Origin of the sequence: Xanthomarina spongicola (assembly GCF_003148645.1) — a bacterium.
GTDB lineage: Bacteria > Bacteroidota > Bacteroidia > Flavobacteriales > Flavobacteriaceae > Xanthomarina > Xanthomarina spongicola.
This window is the reverse complement of sequence record NZ_QGGP01000002.1, coordinates 382,005-401,709: the sequence shown is the minus strand read 5'-3', so window position 1 is coordinate 401,709 and position 19,705 is coordinate 382,005. Positions and strand designations below refer to the sequence as shown.

19 protein-coding genes are annotated in these 19,705 nt (G+C 30.9%); 11 read left to right on the top strand and 8 right to left on the bottom strand.

Annotated features, from left to right (window positions below; genetic code table 11):
• Nucleotides 1-115: 115 nt before the first annotated feature.
• From LX78_RS05780 to LX78_RS05755, 6 genes are all read right to left on the bottom strand, one after another.
• Nucleotides 116-2,758: a DNA gyrase/topoisomerase IV subunit A gene (locus LX78_RS05780; protein ID WP_109681697.1), complete on the bottom strand. Its 2,643-nt coding sequence runs from the start codon at nucleotides 2,756-2,758 to the stop codon at nucleotides 116-118.
• Nucleotides 2,758-3,240 carry a hypothetical protein gene (locus tag LX78_RS05775; protein WP_109681696.1) on the bottom strand — a complete coding sequence of 161 codons (483 nt, stop codon included), beginning with the start codon at nucleotides 3,238-3,240 and terminating at the stop codon, nucleotides 2,758-2,760. Before LX78_RS05775 ends, LX78_RS05780 begins: the two co-directional genes overlap by 1 nt.
• Complete coding sequence (locus LX78_RS05770) at nucleotides 3,237-5,096, bottom strand: DNA topoisomerase IV subunit B (protein ID WP_109681695.1); 1,860 nt, start codon at nucleotides 5,094-5,096, stop codon at nucleotides 3,237-3,239. The genes LX78_RS05775 and LX78_RS05770 overlap by 4 nt, the downstream gene beginning before the upstream one ends.
• A 153-nt stretch (nucleotides 5,097-5,249) precedes the next feature.
• The gene (locus LX78_RS05765) at nucleotides 5,250-5,819 is read right to left on the bottom strand and encodes a hypothetical protein (RefSeq protein ID WP_109681694.1); all 570 of its coding nucleotides are present in this window, start codon (nucleotides 5,817-5,819) and stop codon (nucleotides 5,250-5,252) included.
• Between the two features lie 28 nt (nucleotides 5,820-5,847).
• A complete protein-coding gene (ychF, locus tag LX78_RS05760; RefSeq protein WP_109681693.1) occupies nucleotides 5,848-6,942 on the bottom strand; it encodes a redox-regulated ATPase YchF in 1,095 nt (364 codons plus the stop codon).
• Between the two features lie 169 nt (nucleotides 6,943-7,111).
• A complete protein-coding gene (locus tag LX78_RS05755) occupies nucleotides 7,112-7,414 on the bottom strand; it encodes a monooxygenase (RefSeq protein ID WP_109681692.1) in 303 nt (100 codons plus the stop codon).
• Between the two features lie 109 nt (nucleotides 7,415-7,523).
• On the opposite strand from LX78_RS05755, the gene LX78_RS05750 reads away from it, so the two are divergent.
• The gene (locus LX78_RS05750) at nucleotides 7,524-7,883 is read left to right on the top strand and encodes a winged helix-turn-helix transcriptional regulator (protein WP_109681691.1); all 360 of its coding nucleotides are present in this window, start codon (nucleotides 7,524-7,526) and stop codon (nucleotides 7,881-7,883) included.
• 101 nt (nucleotides 7,884-7,984) lie between these two features.
• Here the strand turns inward: LX78_RS05750 and LX78_RS05745 are convergent, their stop codons facing one another.
• Nucleotides 7,985-8,338, bottom strand: coding sequence for a 4Fe-4S dicluster domain-containing protein (locus LX78_RS05745; protein ID WP_109681690.1), 354 nt, complete (start codon nucleotides 8,336-8,338; stop codon nucleotides 7,985-7,987).
• 67 nt (nucleotides 8,339-8,405) lie between these two features.
• On the opposite strand from LX78_RS05745, the gene LX78_RS05740 reads away from it, so the two are divergent.
• The 8 genes from LX78_RS05740 (at nucleotide 8,406) to LX78_RS05705 (ending at nucleotide 15,985) form a co-directional block, all read left to right on the top strand.
• The gene (locus LX78_RS05740; RefSeq protein ID WP_185117700.1) at nucleotides 8,406-9,464 is read left to right on the top strand and encodes an acyl-CoA reductase; all 1,059 of its coding nucleotides are present in this window, start codon (nucleotides 8,406-8,408) and stop codon (nucleotides 9,462-9,464) included.
• Between the two features lie 73 nt (nucleotides 9,465-9,537).
• Nucleotides 9,538-10,602, top strand: coding sequence for a 3-phosphoserine/phosphohydroxythreonine transaminase (serC, locus tag LX78_RS05735; protein ID WP_109681688.1), 1,065 nt, complete (start codon nucleotides 9,538-9,540; stop codon nucleotides 10,600-10,602).
• A gap of 3 nt (nucleotides 10,603-10,605) precedes the next feature.
• On the top strand, nucleotides 10,606-11,568 hold the full coding sequence (locus LX78_RS05730; protein WP_109681687.1) for a D-2-hydroxyacid dehydrogenase: 963 nt from the start codon (nucleotides 10,606-10,608) through the stop codon (nucleotides 11,566-11,568).
• 92 nt (nucleotides 11,569-11,660) lie between these two features.
• Nucleotides 11,661-12,296 (top strand): DUF937 domain-containing protein, encoded by a 636-nt coding sequence (locus LX78_RS05725; protein WP_109681686.1) that lies wholly within the window; start codon nucleotides 11,661-11,663, stop codon nucleotides 12,294-12,296.
• Nucleotides 12,297-12,416: 120 nt separating this feature from the next.
• A complete protein-coding gene (locus LX78_RS05720; RefSeq protein ID WP_109681685.1) occupies nucleotides 12,417-12,854 on the top strand; it encodes a DUF6146 family protein in 438 nt (145 codons plus the stop codon).
• A gap of 27 nt (nucleotides 12,855-12,881) precedes the next feature.
• On the top strand, nucleotides 12,882-13,376 hold the full coding sequence (locus LX78_RS05715) for a DUF6787 family protein (RefSeq protein ID WP_109681684.1): 495 nt from the start codon (nucleotides 12,882-12,884) through the stop codon (nucleotides 13,374-13,376).
• On the top strand, nucleotides 13,376-13,708 hold the full coding sequence (locus LX78_RS05710; protein ID WP_245881482.1) for a hypothetical protein: 333 nt from the start codon (nucleotides 13,376-13,378) through the stop codon (nucleotides 13,706-13,708). The genes LX78_RS05715 and LX78_RS05710 overlap by 1 nt, the downstream gene beginning before the upstream one ends.
• 48 nt (nucleotides 13,709-13,756) lie before the next feature.
• Nucleotides 13,757-15,985 (top strand): TonB-dependent receptor, encoded by a 2,229-nt coding sequence (locus tag LX78_RS05705; RefSeq protein ID WP_109681682.1) that lies wholly within the window; start codon nucleotides 13,757-13,759, stop codon nucleotides 15,983-15,985.
• Nucleotides 15,986-16,026: 41 nt separating this feature from the next.
• On the opposite strand, the gene LX78_RS05700 is transcribed toward LX78_RS05705, so the two are convergent.
• Nucleotides 16,027-16,320 carry a hypothetical protein gene (locus LX78_RS05700; RefSeq protein ID WP_109681681.1) on the bottom strand — a complete coding sequence of 98 codons (294 nt, stop codon included), beginning with the start codon at nucleotides 16,318-16,320 and terminating at the stop codon, nucleotides 16,027-16,029.
• Nucleotides 16,321-16,555: 235 nt separating this feature from the next.
• Between LX78_RS05700 and LX78_RS05695 the strand changes: the two genes are divergently transcribed.
• Together LX78_RS05695 and LX78_RS05690 are read left to right on the top strand one after the other, a co-directional pair.
• On the top strand, nucleotides 16,556-18,988 hold the full coding sequence (locus LX78_RS05695; protein WP_109681680.1) for a DUF5916 domain-containing protein: 2,433 nt from the start codon (nucleotides 16,556-16,558) through the stop codon (nucleotides 18,986-18,988).
• A gap of 53 nt (nucleotides 18,989-19,041) precedes the next feature.
• Complete coding sequence (locus LX78_RS05690; protein WP_109681679.1) at nucleotides 19,042-19,704, top strand: ABC transporter ATP-binding protein; 663 nt, start codon at nucleotides 19,042-19,044, stop codon at nucleotides 19,702-19,704.
• The last annotated feature ends 1 nt before the right edge of the window (nucleotide 19,705 follow it).

The window sequence follows — 19,705 nt, the reverse complement described above, 5'->3', positions numbered from 1 at the left end:
GCAGAAATCATGACTTCTAATGGACAGAATTGACTTTATTATTAATGTATTTAAGAAAAAAGAGTTTGAACTATATTTAAATAATTCAAACTCTTAATACACAATAATTTTTTTATTAAAATAAGGTTATTTGCCCTTCACCATTTAAACCTTTATCTTCTTTACTTTTATTTGGCTCTTCAGTTTTTGAATCAATGGATGTAATGTTTTCTTCATCTACTACTTCAATGTCATTAGCTGGAATTTCTTTAGGAGCTTCGTATGGTAATGATTCTAATAAACTTACCTGATTTATTTTATCTTTAGTTAATTGATTCCCTAAAGCCGAAATACCTTTTATTGCAATAAACTCCTCGAAGTTAACTTCCATATTGTCTTTTCTATCTTTCCCTCTTTCTTTAGTAAATTCAACTTCTGCCATTGGTCTCCAATCTGTTGAAACAATTTCAAGTTGAGAGTTTGGATGATCGGAAATAAAGCTTTCTTCTTTTAATTCGTTTTCTACCACAAATCGCTTAACATAATATCTTTCTTTCTCTCCATCAAAATAAATAGCTGAAATAGGTTTTTTAGGCACCCATTTTTCCATAACTATCATATCGTCTTCAAAACGAGTTGTTAATTCTGGCACTATAGTTTTAATATTACCAGATTGAGTAATAATTAATATTCTGTCTTCGCCTCTAAATTCTCCAACTAATTCTCCTCTTTCGTCTACATTTAAACGTTGAACTGTATCGTCAAACCAAATTTTACGAGGCTTTAAAGTGGAAACTCCTTTTTCTTTAAGTTCGATTTTTTTAATGGCATGTTTAGTAACTAAATTTCCTTTTGAGGTACGATTTTTTATTAAAACTTCTGCAAAATCTAAATCCCATTTTAGCTTTTTAATACTACCAACTTGTCTTAAATTTATAGTAACTACTTCAGCTTCACCATTCGGGTTTGCTGAAAAATACCAAACTGCAGATCCTTTATTCCCATTGGTTAAGTCGTATTCTCTATCTCTTGTCATACTTGTAACTGCAAAACGCTTTACGTAAGATGGTCCTTTGCTACCATCTTTATAAATCATGTTATAAATGGTGCGTTTATCTTTCTTTTTAAATACAGCTACGTGAATAATATCTTTACCAACAAAGGTTTTGGTGTCGACTTTGCTCACCATCATTTTACCTTCTTTGGTAAATACTATTATATCATCTATATCGCTACAATCACAAACATATTCATCTCTTTTAAGAGATGTTCCAACAAATCCTTCAGCTCTATTAACATAAAGTTTAGTGTTTCTAATAATCACTTTAGTAGCATCAACATCATCAAAAGTCCTAATCTCTGTTTGCCTTTCTCTGCCTTCTCCATACTCTTTTTTAAGTCTTTCAAAATAAGCAATAGCATAATCTATCAAGTTTGCCAAATGATGCTTTATTTGAGCTATCTGATCTTCTAAAGCATCAATTTTTTGTTGAGCTTTATCAATATCAAATTTAGAAATACGTTTGATTCTAATTTCAGTTAATCTAACAATATCATCTTCTAAAACTGCTCTTTTTAAGTGCTTTGTATGAGGTTTTAAACCTTTGTCTATTGCTTTAATTACGCCTTCCCAAGTTTCTTCCTCTTCTATATCTCGATAAATTCTGTTTTCAATAAAAATACGTTCTAAAGATGCAAAATGCCATTGTTCTTCAAACTCACCTAATCTAATCTCTAACTCGCTTTTTAACAGTTGAACTGTATTGTCTGTAGAACGACGCAACATCTCTGTAACTCCAACGAATAGAGGCTTATTATCTTCAATTACACATCCTAAAGGTGAAATAGAACTTTCGCAACTTGTAAAGGCATAAAGTGCATCTATAGTTTTATCTGGAGAAATTCCTCCAGGCAAATGCACTAAAATCTCAACTTCGGCAGCTGTATTATCTTCAATCTTTTTTATCTTGATTTTACCTTTATCATTTGCTTTTAAAATAGAATCAATTAAAGAAGATGTGTTAGTGCCATAAGGAATTTCGGTAATTACTAACGTGTTTTTATCAAGCTGTGAAATTTTTGCCCTAACACGAACTTTACCTCCACGTAAACCATCGTTGTAATTTGAAATGTCTATAATTCCAGCTGTTGGAAAATCTGGATAAATTGTAAATCGTTTACCTTTTAAATGTTTTACTGAAGCATCTATTAATTCAATAAAATTATGAGGTAATATTTTTGTTGAAAGTCCTACAGCAATACCTTCTCCTCCTTGTGCCAGAAGTAATGGAAACATTACTGGAAGGTTTACTGGTTCTTTTCTTCTCCCATCGTAAGAAGACTGCCATTCTGTTATTTTTGGGTTATAAACAACATCTATAGCAAATTTAGACAAACGTGCCTCAATATAACGTGAAGCTGCTGCACTATCTCCTGTTAGGATATTTCCCCAGTTTCCTTGAGTATCTATCAATAAATCTTTCTGACCTATTTGTACCATAGCATCAGCAATACTTGCATCTCCATGTGGATGATATTGCATAGTATGACCTACAATGTTAGCCACTTTATTATAACGTCCATCATCTAAATCTTTCATAGATTGCATGATACGTCTTTGTACTGGTTTAAATCCATCTTCAATGGCTGGTACTGCTCTCTCTAAAATTACATAAGAGGCGTAATCTAAAAACCAATCTTTAAACATACCAGAAACTTTGGTTATTGTTTCATGGTTTTCTTCATATTCATTTAACAAATCATCGTTCTCTTCGCTCATTAATCGTCAGATTTTCTATTGTGTTTAACCATTTTTGTTAATGATTGTCTTATATATTTTCTTTTTTTTCTTGTAACTAAAGTCACATTAAATTTTTCTTTTACAATATAACCTCTACTATCTTTTATATAAAGTACTAAAGTTTTAAAAAAGAAATAATTTTTAAATTTAAAGCCAGTTAATCTATCTTTAAAAAACTCAACTGTCTTTTCTCTATAGTTAAAATGATCTGATAATAATAACCCTTTGTTTGTAACAATTACCTTTAACCCATCACTATCATATTCAAAATATTTGGCAATAGAGTGAACAATAAAAAAAATAGCGCTAAAGCTTAGAATAATGACTAGAAAAGTTACAAATGGATTAGGTGTTAAGTCACTAAATGCTCTAAATATCGTTGCAGAAAGCAATGCTAAAACAATTAGCACAAAATAAACCGATACGATAATGTTTTTTACTTTTGCATTGTTGGTTCTCATATATTTTCTTCAACTAAGTCTAATTCAACTTTTAAATTATCTATAATAAATTCTTGTCTTGTTTGTGTGTTTTTCCCCATATAAAAAGAAAGCAGCTCTTCAATAGACATGTCTTTATCTAGCATGACTGGATCTAGACGAATATCTTCACCTATAAAATGAACAAATTCATCTGGCGAAATTTCACCAAGTCCTTTAAATCGTGTTATTTCTGGCTTTGGCTTTAATTTTTCAATAGCATCACGACGTTCTTCTTCGGAATAACAATAAATAGTCTCCTTTTTATTTCTAACTCTAAATAAAGGGGTTTGTAATATATACAAATGACCTTCTTTAATAATTTCGGGAAAGAATTGTAAGAAAAATGTAATTAATAATAATCGAATATGCATACCATCCACATCAGCATCTGTAGCTATTACAACATTATTATAACGCAAATCTTCTAGAGATTCTTCAATATTTAAAGCAGCTTGCAAGAGATTGAATTCTTCGTTTTCGTAAACTATTTTCTTGCTTAAACCATAAGAATTTAAAGGTTTACCTTTTAGGCTAAAAACAGCTTGAGTATTTACGTCTCTAGATTTAGTAATACTTCCAGAAGCTGAATCTCCCTCAGTAATAAACAATGTGGTTTCTAAGTTTCTTTCGTTTTTAGTATCTCCAAAATGCACACGGCAATCGCGCAATTTTTTATTATGAAGATTTGCTTTTTTAGCTCTGTCTTTAGCTAATTTTCTAATACCTGAAAGTTCTTTACGCTCGCGTTCGGCCTGAAGAATCTTACGCTGAATTTTTTCAGCTGCATCTGGGTTTTTATGTAAATAATTATCTAGTTGTGTTTTTAGAAAATCGTTTATAAAAGTTCTAACAGTTGGTAGCTTTCCTCCCATATCTGTAGAGCCTAATTTTGTTTTTGTCTGACTTTCGAAAACAGGTTCCATTACTTTTATCGAAACAGCCGAAACAATAGATTTTCTGATATCTGAAGCTTCGTAGTTTTTACCATAAAACTCTCTAATAGTTTTCACAAGAGCTTCTCTAAAGGCTGACAGATGTGTTCCACCTTGCGTAGTGTTTTGTCCATTTACAAAAGAATGATACTCTTCACTATATTGTGTTTTGCTATGTGTAATTGCTACTTCAATGTCGTCTCCTTTTAAATGAATAATTGGATAAAGCATATCTGTATCTTTAATGTTTTCAGCTAACAGGTCTTTAAGTCCATTTTCGCTAAAATATTTTTCACCATTAAAAACAATAGTTAAACCAGTGTTTAAATACACATAGTTTTTGAGCATTTTTACTACATACTCGCTTCTATATTTATAGTTTTTAAAAATAACATCGTCAGGTATAAAAGAAACTTTAGTTCCTTTTCTTCTTGATGTATCATCCAACAAATCTTGAATGGTAAGATTACCTTGTTCAAATTCTGCCGAAGCAGATTTATTATCACGCGTAGATTCTACTCTAAAAAACGATGATAGAGCATTTACAGCCTTGGTTCCAACACCATTTAGTCCAACCGATTTTTTAAACGCTTTGGAATCGTATTTTCCACCTGTATTCATTTTAGAAACCACGTCCACAACCTTTCCTAAAGGTATACCACGACCATAATCACGAACTATAACTTTATTACCTTGTATGGATACCTCAATAGTTTTACCAGCTCCCATAACATATTCGTCTATGGAGTTATCTAATACTTCTTTTAAAAGTATGTAAATTCCATCGTCTGGTGAAGATCCATCTCCTAACTTCCCAATATACATACCAGGACGCATTCTAATGTGTTCTTTCCAGTCGAGGGAGCGTATGTTGTCTTCGGTATAATTAGATTGTTCTGGCATAAACTTGGTGCAATTTTTTGATACGTTGCTAATATAAGGTTTAGTAATAAAAAATAAAATACAGAAGATACAAAGTAATTAACAATAAAAAGCCAATGTTGTTGAGAACATTGGCTTTTCTATGAATTGACGTTTCTTTAAGAAAAAATAAGTTTAAAACTTATATCCTATTCTTGCATGAATATTAACAGCTACGTCGCTTTTATTATCACTATAATATTCTTCTCTGTAATGAATATACCCTAAACCAAAACCAGCTTCGTAGTTAAAATGTTTCCCTAGACTCCTTCTTATTCCCCAAGTTGGGATAATCATAAAATCTGTTTCTAAATTAAGATCTTCATTTGATGCAATGAAAAACAGGTCTGAATTATAACTGGTTTTTAGAGCTATAAAGTTTCCACTGTTGCCATCTATGCGTTTGCCTTTGTTAAGACGTTTGTTTAAATTGTAATAAAAACGTGGCTCTAAAGTAATAACTGGAATTAATCCAATACCAGTTTCATTCGTGTAATTATTTTCCAATATTCCCAAATCTAATCCCAATTCTGCCCTTAAAGCAAATTTATTGGTTAATTTAAACTCACCATGAACCCATAAGCCTGCTATACCTGTTTGAATACCAAACACGGATGATTCTACACTTGCAGATTGCACTTTTTCTTGAGAAAAGCCATTTATATATAGACAGCTAATCAAAACGATTAATAAAACATGTTTCATTTATAATAAATTAGGGGGAATTTAATTTTTATACGTTAAATAAGAAGTGCATCACATCGCCATCTTTAACAACATAATTTTTTCCTTCTACACGCATTTTACCAGCTTCTTTTACTTTAGCTTCACTACCAAACTGCACATAATCGTCATAAGCAATGACTTCTGCTCTAATAAAACCTTTTTCGAAATCCGTATGTATAACTCCTGCTGCTTGTGGTGCAGTTGCTCCAACATCTATAGTCCAAGCACGAACTTCTTTAACTCCAGCAGTAAAATACGTTTGTTGGTTTAGCAACTTATATGCAGAACGAATTAATTTTGAAGAACCAGGTTCATCTAAACCAATATCTGCTAAAAACATCTGACGTTCTTCGTAATCGTCTAACTCATTAATATCTGCTTCTGTGCCAACTGCTAAAATAATAACTTCTGCAGCTTCATCTTTTACAGCTTCTTTTACCTTTTCTACATAAGCGTTTCCAGACACAGCAGATCCTTCGTCCACATTACAAACATACATAACAGGCTTGTCTGTAATAAACTGACTAGGCTTCACAAAATCATCATAATCTTCTTCCGAAAACTCTAATGCTCTCACAGAAATTCCTGCTTCCAATCCTGCTTTAATTTTTAGTAAAATAGCTTCTTCTTTTTGAGCATCTTTATTACCAGTTTTGGCAGCACGTTTTACTTTATCCAGTTTTTTATCGACTGTTTCCAAGTCTTTTAACTGCAATTCCATGTCGATAGTTTCTTTATCGCTAATTGGATTTATTTTACCATCAACATGTACAATATTATCGTTATCAAAACAACGCAATACATGTAGAATAGCATCTGTTTCACGAATATTTGCTAAAAACTGATTTCCTAAACCTTCGCCTTTACTAGCTCCTTTAACCAATCCTGCTATATCTACAATTTCTACAGTTGCTGGTAATACACGCTCAGGATTTACCAATTCTTCAAGCTTTTGAAGTCTAGGATCTGGAACATTTACAACACCAATATTAGGTTCTATGGTGCAAAACGGAAAGTTAGCACTTTGCGCTTTAGCATTAGACAAACAATTAAAAAGGGTCGATTTCCCGACGTTTGGTAATCCTACAATACCTGCTTTCATTTTCTTAAGATAATTAGATTAAAGATGCAAATACCAAGACTCTGGTTTTTGCGAGTGCAAAGGTAACTAATTACTTGAATAGTTTGAATAGGGAAATGGAAATTGTTTGTATATGAAAATTTATTGGTTAGTAATAAAAGATTTTAAATTTATTAAACCTTATTATTAATTACAGAGGCGCTTTACAGATACTTGAAAGTTCTTCATTAATTTCAAATACTTTTCCTCTAATATCTGAATATCCAAATTTCATCAACCTATTTGTATGCATTTTAAGGTAATTCTCTGCATTTTCTCGAGAATCGAACATATAAACACCTCCTGCTATTTCTTCATTCTTATTTTCAGTCCAGAATTTCCAAATAAAACCAGGTTCATTAACAATACTTTGTGCAAGCTCTTTCATTTGAACTGCCATTTCTTTTCCCCAAACTTCTTTATGAGGAAAATCTACTTTCATAATTACTGCCATAATATTATATTTAATTTAGATCGTAAATTTAATTACATATAATTATCTTCGTACTATACGTTTCCTTAAGGAAACTGATATCTTTAACGAAACCATAAATACCCAATAAATGAAATTAGAAGATAATTTAGTGCTGTCAGATCAATGTGTAGAACAAATATTAGCAATTAAAGATACAATGGAACTTATTACTGGTAAATGGAAAATATTAATAGTCGTTACATTATTACTTAATGGGACAATGAGATTTATGGAACTTAAAAAAGCTTTGAATGGCATTGCATCAAAAAAACTTTCTAAAGATTTACAAGATTTGGAGATTAATAAACTAATTAATAGAAAAGTTGTTAAATCAAAACCTATAACTGTGGAATATTCAATAACAGAGCATGGAAGATCTTTAGACAACTTAATTGCAGAACTAATGGATTGGGGTTTAAATCATCGAAAAAAAATTATTAAGAGTTAAAGTACTATACAATTAGAATTAAAATAGTACTTATAAATAATTATAAACAAAAAACCTCAAGCATTTACTTGAGGTTCTAAATATATAATAACGTTTATCATTTAATCTTCTGGATGCATAAAGCGTTGTTTTCCTAAAAGTTCTTCTTCTGTCTCTACATGTGCATCATCTGGAACACAGCAATCTACTGGGCAAACTGCAGCACATTGAGGTTCTTCATGAAAACCTTTACATTCAGTACATTTATCTGGAACAATATAATAAATTTCGTCGCTTATAGGTTCTTGGGCTTCATCTGCATCTACTGTTTTTCCGTTTGTTAAAACTACATCTCCTGTTAAACTTGTACCATCTTTATATCTCCAGTCGTCTGCTCCTTCATAAATAGCAGTGTTTGGACATTCTGGTTCACAAGCACCACAGTTTATACATTCGTCTGTTATAATTATTGCCATAGCGATTTTTATCTTAAATTTGCAGCTGCAAAAATAAAGCCAAAACAATTCATAACCAAACCTTATAATGAATTTAGAAGAAAGAATCCAAGCGTTTGTTAAATTAGGAGACTTTTTAAGTCAGTATACAAGAAATGGACTTTTTAAAAAAGAAGAAGTTCTTTATAACGATTTGTTTTTTGATGGCTTTAAACATCAAATTAAATTGGCTAAAGAACACAATGGCTGGTTTACAGATGAAAATATTTTATATGCATTAGAGAACTGGTCTAAAGCCTTGACCTATAGTAATATTAATAAATGGATTAAGAAGTATCATATTAAAGATGTTAAGGCTAAGAAAGTAGCTATAATTATGGCTGGAAATATTCCACTTGTTGGATTCCACGATTTTTTAAGTGTTTTAATTTCTGGTCACGATGTTGTTATCAAGCAATCGTCAAACGACAAACATTTATTACCCTTTTTAGCTAAATATTTAGAGCATATTGCTCCTAAATTAAAAGGGAAAATTTCATTTACTGAAGATAGGTTAGAGAATTTTGATGCTGTTATTGCTACAGGAAGTGACAATACAGCTCGTTATTTTGAATATTACTTTAAAGGCAAGCCTTCTATTATTAGAAAAAATAGGAATTCGGTAGCTATTCTAACTGGAGATGAAACAGAAAAAGAACTTTTAGAATTATCAAACGATATTTTTAGGTATTATGGTTTAGGTTGCAGAAACGTTTCTAAGTTATTTGTTCCAAATGACTATGATTTTGAAGGGTTCTTTAAAGCTATGTATGCTTGGCATCCTATTATCAACGAAGCTAAATATGCTAATAATTACGACTACAACAAAGCAGTGTATTTAATGAGCGAGTTTGATATGCTGGAGAATGGCTTCTTAATGATTAAAGAAGATAGAAGTTACTCATCTCCTATTGCAACTGTTTTTTATGAACATTACGAGACTTTGGAAAGTTTAAAAAACACCTTAGAAACCGATTCTGACAAAATACAGTGTGTTGTCTCAAACGGTTTGTTTACCAACAATATAGGCTTTGGAGATACGCAAATTCCTAATCTATGGGATTATGCAGATGATGTTGATACGATTGCCTTTTTGTTAAAAATTTAGTTGATAAATTATCGAATAATTTCTGCATAGTTTATAAGAAATTATCACCTTTGCTATTGTTAAAAAATATACCATGAAAAAACATAATTTTAGTGCAGGACCTTGCATTCTCCCACAAGAAGTATTTTTAAAAGCTTCAGAAGCTGTAATGGATTTCAACAATGACGGTTTGTCTTTATTAGAAATTTCCCATAGAAGCAAACCTTTTGTAGATGTTATGGAAAAGGCAAGATCTTTAGCTTTAGAACTTTTAGGTCTTGAAGGAAAAGGATATAAAGCCTTGTTTTTACAAGGTGGAGCAAGTACTCAGTTTTTAATGGTTGCACTTAATTTATTAGAAAAAAGAGCTGGTTATTTAAATACTGGAACTTGGAGCGACAAAGCCATTAAAGAGGCTAGACTATTTGATGATGTTTACGAAGTTGCTTCATCTAAAAGTGCTAATTTTAATTACATTCCGAAAGGATATGAGATTCCTACTGAGTACGATTATTTTCATTGCACATCTAATAACACCATTTATGGAACGCAAATGAAATCGTTTCCAAAGTGCGATATTCCAATGGTTTGCGACATGAGTAGTGATATTTTTTCACGTGTTTTAGATTTTTCGAAATTCGATTTAATTTATGCAGGAGCTCAAAAAAATATGGGTCCAGCAGGAACTACTTTGGTAGTTGTAAAAGAAGATATACTAGGTAAAGTATCTAGAAAAATACCATCAATGATGGATTATAAAATTCATATTGATAAAGGTAGCATGTTTAATACACCTCCTGTTTTTTCTGTTTACGTATCCATGTTAACTTTAGAATGGTTAAAAAATCTTGGTGGCGTAAAAGCAATTGAAGAATTAAACGAAATGAAAGCAAGAGTTATGTATTCTGAAATTGATTTAAATCCATTATTTAAAGGATATTCAGTAAAAGAAGATCGTTCTAATATGAATGCTACTTTTACCTTAGTAAACGACAACTTAAAAGAAACCTTTGAAACCATGCTTAAAGAAGCTGGAATCAATGGAGTAAATGGTCATAGAAGTGTTGGTGGCTATAGAGCTTCCATGTATAATGCGCTGCCATTAGATAGCGTTAAAGTATTAGTAGAAGTTATGAGTGAATTAGAAACAAAAGCATAAAAAATGATAGTATTAGCAAACGATGGAATTTCAAAAAGTGGAATAGATGCCTTAGAAAAAGGAGGTTTTGAAGTTCTTACAACTACAGTAGCACAAGAGCAATTAGTGAATTTTATCAATGAGAAAAAAATAGACGTTTTATTAGTTAGAAGTGCTACAAAAGTACGTAAAGACATAATAGATGGATGTTCAAGCATTAAAATTATTGGTCGTGGTGGTGTTGGCATGGACAATATTGATGTAGAATACGCTAGAAGTAAAGGCATCCATGTTATAAATACTCCAGCTGCTTCTTCTCAATCTGTTGCTGAATTGGTTTTTGCTCATTTATTTGGAGGTGTTCGATTTTTACACGACTCTAACCGTTGCATGCCTTTAGATGGTGATACGCAGTTTAAATCTCTAAAAAAGAATTATGCAAAAGGTATTGAATTAAGAGGAAAAACTCTTGGTATTATTGGTTTTGGACGTATTGGCAAGGAAGTAGCAAAAATTGCTTTAGGTATAGGTATGAAAGTGATTGCTAGCGATAAGTATGTTGGTAAAGCAAACATAAAAGTAGAGTTTTACAATGGTCAGTTTATTAATGTTGAAATTGAAACAGAACACACCAAAGACATTTTAAAACAAGCTGATTTTATTACTTTACATGTTCCTGCACAAGATGAATATGTAATTGGAGAAAAACAATTTAACATGATGAAAGATGGTGTTGGTATTATTAATGCTGCACGTGGAGGTGTTATCGATGAAGTGGCTTTAGTAAAAGCCCTAGAAAGTGGCAAAGTGGCTTTTGCAGGCTTAGACACTTTTGAAGAAGAACCAACTCCAGCCATTCAAGTGTTAATGAATGGTAGAATATCTTTAACACCACATATTGGAGCAGCAACTAATGAGGCTCAAGATAGAATTGGAACCGAATTAGCATCACAAATTATCAGTTTATTAAAAACTGAAAAAGTATAAACTTTTTAACAAACAAGACATTAATAGCCTATAAGTATTATTTCTTATAGGCTTTTTTTGTAATTTACACACTTCAATAAAAATATAAAAAAATGGCAGGAATTTTAGATTTATTAAATAGCGATATGGGTAAAGCCATTATAAATGGTGTAGCAGGACAAACCAATCAGCCTGAGAGCAAAACAAACGATGTATTAACTATGGCATTACCTGTTTTAATGCAAGCAATGAAACGCAATGCATCTTCACCTCAAGGAGCAGAAGGTTTACTTAGTGCATTAAACAACAAACATGATGGTAGTATTTTAGATAATCTTGGAGGTCTTTTTGCAGGAGGAGTAGATTCGAGTGTTATAGAAGATGGTAGTAAAATACTGGGTCACGTTTTAGGTGGAAAACAACAAAATGTTGAAAATGCAATTGGAGCTAGAGCTGGAATGGATGCAAATTCTGTAGCAAATATTTTAAAAGTAGCTGCTCCTCTATTAATGGGAGTCTTAGGAAAGCAAACAAAAGAAAATAATGTTAATGACTCTTCAGGTATTGAAAGCTTACTTGGCGGATTATTAAGTGGTAATTCTCCACAACAAGAACAAAGTTTCTTAGAATCAATTCTAGATGCAGATGGAGATGGTAGTATTGTTGACGATGTAGCTGGAATGGTTTTAGGAGGAAACAAAAAGAAAGGTGGTCTTGCAGGCTTACTTGGTGGACTTTTTGGAAAATAATAAACGAATGTAAATATTCTTAAAAGTCAAACATTATGTTTGACTTTTTTTTATGTTAAAACCATTCAATATCAATGAAATAAGATATGATTTTTGTATATTTAAAATAAAACAAATGCCATGAAATCAATTATTTACATCTTATTAATTTGTGGTCTTTTCTATAGTTGCAAAACAAATCAAGTTAAAGAGACTACTACAACTGAAGAACAGTTAAACGTTATTGAAAACGATACTGTTAGAATAGCCAACGAAGACGTTGAATATGAAATAATAATCATAGAACCTGGATTTAACACCTGGTTAATAACCAGAGCCAAACCAGAAGGATATTATGAACAGAGTTTTCTGGAATCTAGAAATAAACAATACGTCGATGCATGGAATGAAAGAGCAAATCAGCCATTAAGATATAAATCAGGCTTATATGATTCATTAATTTTTTATGATCCAACTATTGATTATGGATACGAAGTAAACTATAAGCTGTATAACTATTTCATATACTTTCAATTAACCTATAAACAACAATTAACTAGTTTTATTCCTAGAATTTAGAATATCTTTGCATTTTTAAAAACGCTCATGGAAACATTCAAAAAAACCTGGGAAATACAGAAAAACTGGCAGCTTATATTTCCTTTAATAGGAGTATTAGGATTAATTTATAGTTCTTATAGGCTAGCTAATGTTATCTTAAAAGATTTTAATATTTATATTACAATAGCTACTACTGCTACTCTCTTCTATATTCTATTAAAGTTTATTTTATTCCTTTTTAAAAAACTTGAAAATAAGTGGGTTGTGGATTATAAATGGGAACTGATTCGCATTTTTATTGTTTTTGCAATTACAGGAACTTCTTCTCTATTTGTAGGAAGACCAATTATAAAGCTTCTTGGAATTACTAAAGAAAACTTAAATATTACAGTCTATTGGGTTTTATATATTATTATTGGCCTAATTTTCTATCAGATACTTTTAGTTTGTATTGGATGGCTTTTTGGACAATTTAAATTTTTCTGGGAATTTGAAAAGAAAATGCTTAGAAGATTTGGGTTAAAACGCTTTTTAGATTAGTGCATAAAACACAACAACATATCGCATTTAAATTTACAACACTTCTTTTAGTGTTGACATTACTAATGCCTTCTACTGTTAAGTTTGCGCATATTTTTAGCCATCATGAACATGAAGTTTGTAAAGGGGAATCAAAAACACATTTGCATACGTTAGATGTTGATTGTACGTTTTATAAATTCAACCTTAATAATCAATATACTTTTTCAATTCAGTCTTTTAATTTCTTTGTTTTAGAAGATAATTATCAAGACATCTTTACAGAATATCTGTTTTTAGATTCTTTCCAAACATTACATTTTTCTCTTAGAGGACCTCCTTATAACAGTTAATTATTTCAGCTAAATTACAGCATATTTTTAACTTATATAATATTTAAAATGAAACAAATAACAACTTTGTTTCTTCTATGTTTTGCATCAAGTATTTTTGCACAACATTCTATTGAAGGAACACTCTTAGAAAATAACACTAACACACCAATTGCTTTTGCTAATATTTATTTACCACAAATTGAGAAAGGAGCTACTACTGACGAATCTGGTTATTTCTTTCTAAACAACTTACCAACTGGTAGCTATAAAATAGTCTGCTCGTTTATAGGTTACGAATCTTATTCAAAAACCATATCAATTCCATTAACAGAATCTTTAGAAATCTTTTTGAATTCTTCTGCTATAGAGATGGAAGAAATTATTATTTCAACACCATTTCATAAACTACAGAGTGAAAATGTTATGAAGGTTGAACAGGAAAAAATTACAGATTTAAAAGCCAAAGGCGCTATAACCCTTTCAGATGGTATTACAAATATAGCTGGAGTAGAAAGTATAAGTACAGGAATGAGTATAGGTAAACCAGTTATTCGTGGATTGAGTTCAAATCGCGTTTTGGTTTACACACAAGGAGTTAGATTAGAAAATCAACAATATGGAAGCGAGCATGGTTTAGGCTTGAGCGATTCTGGAATTGAAAGCATAGAAGTTATTAAAGGACCTGCTTCTCTACTCTATGGTAGTGACGCTCTTGGTGGTGTACTTTATATAAATCCTGAAAAATTTGCACAACAGAATACGCAAACTGGAGATTTAAATGCAACCTATTTTAGCAATACTTTAGGCTATAATACAAATTTGGGGTACAAAAGTTCTGGTGAAAATCTTAAATTTCTTTTTAGAGGAAGTCTTAGTGAACATTCAGATTATGATACTGCAGACTATAGAGTAACTAATACACGTTTTAAAGAACAGGATTTTAAAGCTGGAATTGGTTATCAAGATTCTAAAATTAAAACTGAATTTAGATATAATGTAAATAATTCTAAATTAGGGATACCTGAAGAAATTGGCGAGCAAACTAAAAGTAAATCACCAGAATTGCCATATCAAGAAATCACCAATCATGTATTTAGCTCTAAGTCAAACGTCTTTTTTGATAATTCTAGTTTAGAAATTAATTTAGGTTATATCTATAATAACAGAAAGGAGTTTGAAGAACACCACGATGGTCATGAGGAACATTCTGAAGAAGAAGAAGAAGAAGAAGAACATGATGACGAAGCTTTAGAAGCAGCGCTTCAAATGAAACTGAAAACTTTTAATTACGATATTAAATATCAATTACCTGTTTATGGTAAATTTGAAACTATTGTTGGTACACAAGGTATGAATCAAATAAACACGAATTATGGTGAAGAACAACTCATTCCAGATGCCACTACAAACGATTTTGGACTCTTTGCCATGTCTCACATTCATTTTGATAAAGCAGACGTTCAATTAGGTCTTCGTTTTGATAATCGTGTTATAGATGTGGTAGATAGTTTTAATAAAAACTTTAACAGTTTTAATGGCGCTTTAGGTGTAAAAACTAAAATAGCAAATACCATAACTGCCAGAGTCAATTTTGCTACTGGATTTAGAGCTCCAAATCTTGCTGAATTGACTTCTTATGGAACTCACGAAGGAACTAATAGATTTGAGATTGGAAATGAGAATTTAACTAGTGAGCAAAACTTTCAAACAGACTTATCCTTAGAATTTAAAAACGAGCATATAGAGTTTTTTGCAAACGGATTCTATAACATAGTTAATAATTATATATTCTTATTGCCAGAAGGCACTTTTATAGATAATGAACCAGTCTATAACTACGTTCAAGACAATGCAAAGCTATATGGAGGTGAGATTGGATTTCATTTACATCCACATCCTATAGATTGGCTTCATTTTGAAAGCAGTTTTGAATCTGTAACTGGAAAACAAGACAATGGAGAATATTTACCATTAATTCCTGCAAATTCATTAACAAATACGATTAGAATAGAAAATGATGGTGAAAAGATTCAAAAACAATATGCATTTATTGCACTTCGATCTACTTTTAATCAGAATAATGTAAGCCAGTTTGAGACTACAACTAGTGGTTATAATTTATTAAGTGCTGGATTTGGAGGCGTTGTGTCTCTTTTCAAAAAAGACTTATCTATTACAGTATCTGGTAGTAATTTAACTAACAAAAAATATATAAATCATCTTTCTAGACTAAAACCGGAAGGCATTTATAATATGGGTAGAAACATTAGTGTTGGAATAACCTACACATTATAAAAATTTAAAAGTCTTCTGATGCAATATATTTCAGAAGGCTTTTATTTTTCAATCTCTACTACTTGTTTAGTCTTACTACTTGAAAATACAAATGTGTATAACCACATGATAGTAAAAGAAGGTATAAAATCTATCATTGGTAAAGCCTCTTCAATAAAGGAACCAACAGCTGCTACTTTTCCTGCTCTACCAGGATATAATTTAGTCATAATATAAGCAGATAATGGTGCCCAAATAAAATCGAATGGTGGGAATACATAAGATACATATCCTAATAAGTCAAAGAAGATGCCTATTAATAGTTTTTTTGTTTTTGAGTTTTTGTCTAAATTCATTTATTAATATGTTAAATAATAAACTATTAGCAAATAGTATTCCATAAATTAATTTGTGCCATTTTCTCAGACAACACTATAACGAACCATGTTAAATATTAACATATTTATAGGAGTTTTTAACTTTTAGTTGGCATAAAATCCTATATACAATTTTAATTTTGTTTTCTTTTAAATCGTAATAAAGTCTCTTTTAAGTTGTCATAATTACATCAATCAACCAATCAATCACAAAATGAAACATATTGTACTCCTATTAACATTATGTCTATTTGTATCTAAAAGTTTTAGTCAAGAAAAAAAATCGCTGAATATTGAAAGAGCTACAATTGCTCCAAAAATTGATGGTATATTAAACGACATTGCTTGGGAAAATGCAGAGTTAGCTGAAAACTTCATACAATATAACCCAGATGTTGGTGTTGCTGAAAAAGATTATCAGAAATCTATAGTTCGTGTAACTTATGATGACGACGCTATATATTTTGGTGCTTACTTATACGATCATCCAGATGAAATTATGAAACAATTCCAAAGTCGTGATAATTTTGGTATTAACGATTTTTTTGGTGTTATAATCAATCCAAATAACGATTCTCAAAACGATACAGAATTTTATGTCTTTCCAACAGGCAATCAAGCAGATGCAATCTCATCGCCAAATATTGGTCAAGATTTTGGTTGGAATGCAGTATGGGAAAGTTCAGTAAAAATAGTTGAAGATGGTTGGATTGTAGAAATGAAAATACCATATTCTGCTTTACGTTTTTCAAATAAAAAAGAACATGTTTGGGGATTGCAATTTCGTAGACAATTTAGAACTAATAGATCTCAATATTCTTGGAATCCAATAGACCCTTCAGTTGGTAGAACAAGCTTATATCATGGAGAATTAAAGGGTTTAAAAGATATTCAACCTCCTGTTAGATTAATGCTTTATCCTTATGCTTCAACAGTAATTAGTAAAAAAGGAGACAATGATATTGAAGATGAATACAATATTGGACTTGATTTAAAATATGGTATCACAGAAAATTTCACATTAGACGCTACGTTAATACCCGATTTTAGTCAAGTTGGATTCGATAATGTACAATTAAATTTAGGCCCTTTTGAACAGCAATTTTCTGAGCAGCGTCAGTTTTTTACAGAAGGCGTAGACCTATTTACAAAAGGCAATTTATTTTATTCTAGGCGAATTGGAAATGCTCCTACAGGAAATCCAACTTTAAAAGAAGATGAAATTGTAACAGATTATCCAAATAAAGTACAGACAATTAACGCATTTAAAATTTCTGGGAGAACTGAAAATGGACTAGGTGTTGGTGTTTTTAATGCTATTACCGAAAAAACCTTTGCTACAATTAAAGACACGATTACCAATTTATCTAGTAAACAAGTTGTAGAACCTCTAGCTAATTATAACATTTTTGTTATAGATCAACAGTTTAACGGAAATTCATCCATAAGTTTAATTAATACAAATGTTACTAGAAATGGTCATTTTCGTGATGCTAATGTTACTGCTGTTTTGTTAGATTATGCTAATAAGAATAACACCATTGGAGTTGAAGCAGCAGTAAAACATAGTTTTTTGAATTTAGAAGAAGGCAATCAGAATGGATTTAATACAGAACTTGAAATAGGGAAAATTAGTGGCAACTATCAATACAGTTTTGAATATGAATTAGCAGATGAATATTATGATATTAATGATTTAGGAATAAATTTCAGAAATAACTACAGTAATTTTAGTGCCGATTTCTCATATCGCATTTTCGAACCAGTAGGTAATCTTATAGGTTTCAATTACAATATATGGGCGAACTATAGAATGTTATACAATCCAAATACTTACACAGGAAAAAATATTGGTGGTCGTCTTTACTTTCAAAATAAAAATCTTCTTGCTTATGGTGGAAGTATCAATTATGAAGTAGGAAAACAATACGATTATTTTGAAGCACGTACAGAAGGACGTTATTTTATTTATGAGAATTGGGTTAATTCTAGTACATGGATATCTTCAAATTACAATAAGACCTTTGCTTACGATATTAATTTAGGTTTTGGGACCATGTTTGAAGATGATAGAGACATGTTTAATTTTAATTTTAGATTAAGTCCTAGAGTACGTTTTAACGATAGGTTTACTCTTATATATAGTATTGACTTTAATAATTCTAATGGAGGAAGAGGTTATATTCAAGATTTAAATAACGAAATTATTTTTGGACAAAGAGACAGAACAACTTTAGTTAATAGCTTAACCGCTAACTATAATTTTAATGTGTTGCACGCCTTATCATTAACCTTTAGGAACTATTGGAGTGTTGTTGATTACAATAATCAATTATATACATTAGAAAATGATGGACGTTTAAGTACTGAAGATGGATACACATTAGAAGATATAAGCGACCCAAACGTAAATTTTAATACTTGGAATCTAGATTTTGGCTATTCATGGCAATTTGCTCCTGGAAGTACAGTAACTGCACTCTACAGAAACAGTTTATTCGATTATTCTAACGCTTCTAGAGATACATATTTTGATAGTGTGAACAATCTATTTGATCAACCAATAGATCATAACTTCTCATTAAGAGTTGTATATTTTATTGACTACAATAATGTTAAAAACATTTTTAAAAAGAAAAACAGTTGATAATTGTACAGAACGTCTTATTGTCTTAAATTCACCACAACATTAGGTTTTAAATGATTCAGGCAAAAAACATTCATAAATACTTTGGAGATTTACACGTATTAAAAGGTGTAGATCTAAATATTAAAAAAGGTGAAATAGTATCTATTGTTGGTGCTTCTGGAGCTGGAAAAACAACTTTACTTCAAATTCTTGGGACTTTAGATAAACCTTCTTCAAAAGAAAAAAACGACTTTATAATAAATGGCACAAGTATTAGTTCGTTAAACGATAAAGCTTTGGCTAAGTTTAGAAACGAACATCTTGGGTTTATATTCCAATTTCATCAACTTTTACCAGAGTTTACAGCTATAGAAAATGTTTGTATTCCAGCTTATATTAAAAAAACTAAGAGAAATGAAGCTGAAAAAAGAGCTAAAGAATTATTAGATTTTTTAGGATTGAAAGACAGATACCACCACAAACCTAACGAACTCTCGGGTGGCGAACAACAACGTGTTGCTGTTGCCAGAGCTTTAATTAATAATCCGGAACTTATTTTTGCCGATGAGCCTTCGGGGAATTTAGATAGCGAATCTGCCGAAAACTTACATCAATTATTTTTTAAGCTACGAGATGAATTTGGTCAAACCTTCGTAATTGTAACACATAATCAAGAACTAGCAGACATGGCAGATAGAAAACTGACCATGGTTGATGGAAAAATTATATATTAGT